Origin of the sequence: Nostoc sp. 2RC (genome assembly GCF_014222165.1) — a bacterium.
Lineage (GTDB): Bacteria > Cyanobacteriota > Cyanobacteriia > Cyanobacteriales > Nostocaceae > Nostoc > Nostoc linckia.
Genome location: NZ_JACKZU010000463.1, coordinates 1 through 5,807, shown reverse-complemented (window position 1 = coordinate 5,807; position 5,807 = coordinate 1). Strand labels below are relative to the sequence as shown.

Below are 5,807 nucleotides of genomic sequence, written 5' to 3'. Positions count from 1 at the left end.
CCCTTTCCCTTTCCCCTCTGCCCCATGCCCCATGCCCATTAGGGCAAACGCAAATCTGCGGCGATCGCGTCTAAATAAGGTTGAAAAATAGCCAAATTTTCTAATTTTTCAAACTTACCTGTTTGCGTACCCGAATCAAAGGCTGTGGTAATTACGTAAAGTCTAGCCCCGTCAAAGGCAACATAACCGATATGTTGCTCTTGTACTCCACCTTGTTGGTTAAGTCCAGCAAACCCATAGCGGATTCCCTGAAGCTTACCCACTGGTGCTGGTTGCGTTGGGTAGTCTGAAAAAATAATGTCTCTTCCATATTGAACTTGACGATCTTTGGTAAAAGCAGCATATTTGTCTGCTACCCAACCCTTGAGTACTGTCAATACTTGAGTTTGATATTGAGAACTTTGGTAGTCAACTTGAGAATTCGTTGGAACACCCGCAGCTACAAGTTTCTTTTGAAAATCTGGAATCTTTTCTAGTGGGTAAACGTTAATCTCAACTGTACCTAAAACTTTTCCCTTAGAGGAAATACATAACAAGGGCGCATTTCCATTACAAGTAGCAACTTGCCAGTTAGTCGGAGCAGCAGTATTTCCAAGAATTTTCTGCCAGATATTTCCCTCACCAAGGTTGGCAAGTTTTGATACAGCAGGAGACTGTGGGGCTTTGGTTCCAGAAAATTGTGGCAGAACAAATTTTACTCCTACCGGGATTAATAACACCAAAATAAAACCTACTAATAAATGATAAAGTCTTAGCATTTTCCTGAAAATCCAGAGTCAAGGATGCCTGCTGCAATATCGTGTATTATACAAATTGGCACATAGCAATCCCAAATAATTTGTGAAAGGTTATTCATAAAGTGAAAATAAATTTTATTGTGGGATAGGTATCCTCACCTGTCGGGGCAAGATGCGGGCAAGATGCCATTGGTGTCAACTTAAAGTTAAGGAGTAATTGTCAATAAGTAATTTTACTCAAAACTTGCCAAAATCGGAGTAGAAAACATAATTTTTGGGCTAGCGATCGCGCCATATTTATTTAAACGCATCATTAATTTTTACCCTCAAAAGTCAGTACAAAAGTGAATTTAATACTCGATGTTGTGGCTAATTTTCAGTATAATTACTAATTGACCAAAGTGATTTTGTTTTAACTTGACACCAATGGCAAGATGCCCACCCCACAAGGTCAAGCTAATGCACTATTTTAGCCTTGCCACGTCAGTAGTGGACTGACACGACTAAAATGATGCAATAGATTTTTGAGGTCTTGATAGAAAACAAGGTTTTTGATTTTTGCTAATGCACTAAATTAGCTGTGTCAGTCCACTACTTAAGATTTACTTTATAAATTTAGGACTTACGCAAGTGTCACAAAAAATTAAAATATTTAGTTTGTAGTGAGGGCTTCAGCCCTCATCTTGAGGACTAAAGTCCTCTCTACGAGACGCTACGCGTAGCTTGCTTAAGAGCAGGGGTACACTACAAACTAAAAATAATATGCCAGTTGCGTAAGTCCTATTTAAATTCTAATTTCAAAACTATGGCTTGCTTAAGACATTGTTAATAGCGTGTAATAATTCATGAAAAGTGTAGGGCTTACGCAAGAATACATTCACGCCAACCTCAGTAACTTCTGCAAGCTCACTGTTTGAAGTCATACCACTGATGGCAACAACCTTAACTTGTTTATTCATCTGTTGCAAGATGCGGATAGTAGTTAACCCATCCATTGATGGCATCATCATATCCATCAACACTACGCTAATCGTATTTTTGTGTTCTGCGTACAATGAAATCGCTTCAATGCCATTACTAGCCGTGAAAGTTTTGTAGTTATGGTCTTCTAGGGAAGTTTTTGTGATTTCCAGAATGGCAGTTTCATCATCTACAATCAGAATCAACTCTCCTTTACCATTGAGCAATTCTGATTTATCTACTTCCTGCGTTGTTCTTTCTTTGATAGCTGGCAAATAAACCTGAAATTGAGTACCTTTGCCTACCTCACTCTGGACATTTACAAAACCACCATGTTTTTCAACAATGCCAATCACAGTAGGCAAACCTAATCCTGTACCTTTGCCTAATTCTTTAGTTGTAAAAAAAGGTTCAAAAATTCGATCTAAAATCAGCGACGGAATCCCAATTCCAGTATCTTTGATGGTTATAACTACATATGAGCCGACACGAGCATCTAAATTCATTCTGACAAAGTTTTCATCGACGAAAAGATTTTCTGCACAAATATATAGTGTGCCTCCCTTGGGCATTGCATCGCGAGCATTGACGCACAGGTTCATTAATACCTGGTGTATTTGAGTCGGATCTGCCAAAATTGTCCAAAGGTTTTCTTTGGGTAAATTCTTGCTAATTTTGATGGATTTGGGAAAAGTGCTATTAATTATTTGTTCAATTTCTAACAGCAGATATTCAATTTGTAAACAAACACCTCTGCCTTCAAATCCTCCGCGTGCAAATGTCAGAATTTGCTTGACTAAATCAGCTGCACGTTTAGAGTTATCTTCCAAAAGCTTCAGCAATTGCTGATTGCGTGGATCGAGATTGGGAAGTCTCAGCGCCAACATTTGAGAAGAGGACATAATTGGCGTCAATATATTGTTGAGGTCATGGGCAATACCACTAGCCAAGGTGCCAAGACTCTCTAAGCGCTGGGCGCGGAGAAATTGAGCTTGGAGTTGTTTTTTCTCAGTAATATCGGTGTCAACAGTGAGGATGGATTTGGGTTGCCCCATTTCATCACGCATCAGTGTCCAGCGGCTTTCTGTGATAATTTCTTTACCAGATTTTGTAACTTTATGTAACTCACCATGCCATGAGCCAAACTCAATCACATTTTTGAGAGCTACTTTTAGCTGTGGTGAAGTTTTTTTATATAAAAGTTTTTCAGGATTTTTACCGATAACTTCACAAGCTTGCCAGCCGTAGAGACGCTCTGCGCCTTGATTCCAAAATAAAATTTCAAATAGGAAATCTTGAACTAAGATTGCGTCAGTAGCAATATCTAGTAAAGCTGCTTGTTCAGAGATTTTCTGTTCCGCCTGCTTGCGTTCAGTGACATCTCTGGCTACTCCTTGAGTTTCAGTCACCTGCTGGCGATCGTCTGTAATTGCAGTCACATTCCATTGAAACCAACGAATTCCTTTAACTGTTAATGCACGTTGCTCATAAACCCTCAAGCAATATGGTGGAGATGCTAAACTTGCCATGTTTTCCAGCGATTGAGCTAAATCATCTGGATGAAAAAAATTGTATAACGACTGACCAAGTAACTCATCTAACTTGAAGCCAAATGTTTGACAAGCAACTGCGTTAGCAAAAGTTAGTTTTCCTTGTAAATCTGTCCGCACAATCACGTCAGTTTGACTCTCAACTAACTGACGATAAAGTTTCTCGCTTTGCTGCAATGCTTCTTCAGCACGTTGTCGTTCCCTGAGCGCAGCTTGTCGTTCAAGGATTTCCTGTTGCAAAAGAGCATTAGCATGGGAAAGCTCAGCGGTGCGCTCCTCAACTCGTATTTCTAAATCTTCGTGAGCTTGACGTAGCAACTTATCTATCTGCTGACGTTGCATAACATCATGTTGTAATTCTTGGTTTTGCTTTATTGGACGGTTTGCTTTTCTACATTATTGCTGTAATTACGCCAGACAATTACAAGTCTTGATACAGGAGTAGAAAAGTTGTCTAAATCTACATTAGAGCAGTTCCTTTTTCTGCCTTGCTATAATCAATCCTTGCTGTTTAAATTTTAATACCTAAAAACATTGTTTACCTAGATTATGGAAATACCAAAATCTTCAAAGGTAACCGATTATCGTTTGAAATTATACAATTGCTCGTGTTGTTAAGCAGGAAAAGGTTGTGGGTAGCAGGGTGTAGCGTATAGAGGGAAAGAAGAATCGTCTGTTTGATACATCTACCTCCGAAACGTAATAACTAAAAATTAAAAATTAATAACTAAAACAGATTTAATTTTTCATTTGACATTTTTAATTCCCAATTTTTTCCTGCATTTAAGCTTTTACTGATTTTTACTACACCCTATACCCTTTTTCTTTACTATTGAGGGTTAACTTTCAACGGTCAATAAGAGCCAGTAGGTTGAATGAATTCTTGAGTTTAGCTAACGTGTAACCCAGTCTCTTAGCAACTGGCTCTCTACAGCCAACACCAAAATATCTATTGCTTTAGATATGCGACAAGTTATGTTCGTTAAATATGTGTTTCACTTATTGCAGCATAAACTATCTTGAGTTACAAGTTGAGAAAACTGGAAAAAAATCAAGCTATCTTTAATAAAAACTCGTAAATATGCCTAAGATAAAATTATTTTGCCTCTTTTATTCTTTAAAAGCCAAAATATTAGTATTTTGTCAATAAAATGACTGCACCTCTGAGATTGCACTCACAAATTAACCACCAATGTGAATTATTGACACAAGTTATATCCAGGCAATAGAAAAATAGAAAATCACGTATATTTAACTAAGAATAAATCTTATATTCTACATCTTATATCCTTGTATCGTCGGTCTTTCAGACTATCCAAACTTTCTTCAATATATTGAATTTTATGGCAAATTTCAGAGTATTTTGAGACTTAGTGACCCGTTGTAATACAGAAATTAACTGATGATTTTATACAAAATTAATAAATAATTTGAAAAAATAAAGATTTTGTCAATATAAGTTTTTATTTTTGCGTATAAAAAAAATAGATATTAATATTTTATTCAGGAATAAAACCGAGCTTATACTGAAATTGTCTTACTTAAAGGCGTAGCCAATTGCTCGGTTAAACTAACACTACGGTTTAGTTAGCCAAAAATTTGGATTTTTGGAAAGTATCAAGTTGGAGATTTACGCTCAATTACGATGCGGTGATGTCAATATTAATACTTACCAAAAGTCTCAAGACTCTAGTTTTTTGTGATTATTTGCAAATAAAAGTCTGAAGCATAGTTATAAATATATGCATTTTTTTGCTATGCAAACTGCGTGATTAATTCTTCCTAATTGGCGACAAATTAGACAATTCAGCATCAACAACAACCCACAGTTAAACAAAAAAATGGCCACAATTCTTTCTTCAGATCCTCAAATATCCAAGCAACTCCACCACATTTTATTAGAAGTAACAACTGCACAGGATTTATCTTTGCATCCCTTTGTACAACGTTTTGCTAAAGGAGAGTTTTCACAAGACGCAATCCGCCAGTTTGCGATGAAAATGCTACCTGGCTCAAATAGATTCAATATGGCTTTTTTGAAAGTTGCGTCAAAAATGGATAGTTACTATGCTAGAACCATTATGCTAGAAAATGCATTTACAGAGCATGGACAGCTTAAGCCAGACCTAGCTCACGTAGCACTTTTTATGCGCTTTATGAAAGGTATTGATTGTCCTAAAATTGATGTGAATGCAAATGATGGAGCATTTCTCATTCCAGCATTACGCTTTAAGAAATTTGAATTTTGCGATGATGAACCTATAGTGCGTTCTTTAGGAAGATTTGCTGCAATAGAGCAAGTTCTACCTGCAATATTCACCAAATATATCGAAGGACTTCGCAAAATCTTTAAAGGGATTGATGACCATACAATTGAATATTTTCATATCCATTGTCACTTAGATCCAGAACATACCGATGAATTGATTCAAGTCACCCAACTCTACATCAAGTCAGAGAAAGATATTGAACTCTTTCGTGATGGAGTTCAAGATATGGTTAAATCCATTGCTGATATGTTTTCTTGGATGGATGAAAACCTTGAAAAAGAAGCGTTAGC

3 protein-coding genes are annotated in these 5,807 nt (G+C 36.9%); 1 reads left to right on the top strand and 2 read right to left on the bottom strand.

All coding sequences use genetic code 11. The features are described 5' to 3' along the window. Positions 1–38: 38 nt before the first annotated feature. Positions 39–758 carry a hypothetical protein gene (locus tag GNE10_RS31320; protein WP_185569792.1) on the bottom strand — a complete coding sequence of 240 codons (720 nt, stop codon included), beginning with the start codon at positions 756–758 and terminating at the stop codon, positions 39–41. A gap of 782 nt (positions 759–1,540) precedes the next feature. Continuing rightward, a complete protein-coding gene (locus GNE10_RS31315; protein ID WP_185569790.1) occupies positions 1,541–3,589 on the bottom strand; it encodes a PAS domain S-box protein in 2,049 nt (682 codons plus the stop codon). A 1,499-nt stretch (positions 3,590–5,088) separates the two neighbouring features. Here GNE10_RS31315 and GNE10_RS31310 point away from each other — a divergent pair. Next, positions 5,089–5,807, top strand: a 719-nt coding sequence (locus GNE10_RS31310; protein ID WP_185569789.1) for an iron-containing redox enzyme family protein, incomplete at its 3' end; no start/stop codon positions are given.

Excerpts from the sequence above, each read along its gene's own strand:
- GNE10_RS31315 (WP_185569790.1), bottom strand. The coding sequence starts at position 3,589 with ATGCAACGTCAGCAGATAGATAAGTTGCTACGTCAAGCTCACGAAGAT.
- GNE10_RS31320 (WP_185569792.1), bottom strand. The coding sequence starts at position 758 with ATGCTAAGACTTTATCATTTATTAGTAGGTTTTATTTTGGTGTTATTA.